Annotated in this window: 2 pseudogenes; both read right to left on the minus strand. The window is 68.6% G+C overall.

Features of this window, described 5'->3' with window-relative positions:
- Positions 1-161: pseudogene (locus tag D5S08_RS17285) on the minus strand (P-type DNA transfer ATPase VirB11); the annotation flags it as partial.
- 3 nt (positions 162-164) lie between these two features.
- Positions 165-306 (minus strand): annotated as a pseudogene (locus D5S08_RS17290) (TrbI/VirB10 family protein); the annotation flags it as partial.

A 306-nucleotide genomic window follows, 5' to 3' on the forward strand; every position in this document is an offset into this window, starting at 1 on the left:
TTGACCATGATCTCCGTCACGGTGTCCCGTTCCAGCCAGTGGCGGAACGGCGCGAGATATGCGTCGAGATAGACGCTGCCGCTGACGATGCGGGGCGCATCGGGCTCGGCGGCGCCCAGCTCGTCGACACCGGCACCGATATGGAGGATTTCGGCGGCCATGACTTACAGACGGGGCGCCTGGCTGAAATCGAGGTCGCGCGCGGTGAACACGCGGATCGGTTCGCCCTGGCGCACGCGTACGGTGGGGGCGATCTGGCCGCTCTGCTGCAGGGCGGTGCTGGCCGCATCCTGTCCGCCGCCCAGC

Source organism: Croceibacterium ferulae, from assembly GCF_003660445.1.
In the GTDB taxonomy this organism is placed as follows: Bacteria; Pseudomonadota; Alphaproteobacteria; order Sphingomonadales; family Sphingomonadaceae; genus Croceibacterium; species Croceibacterium ferulae.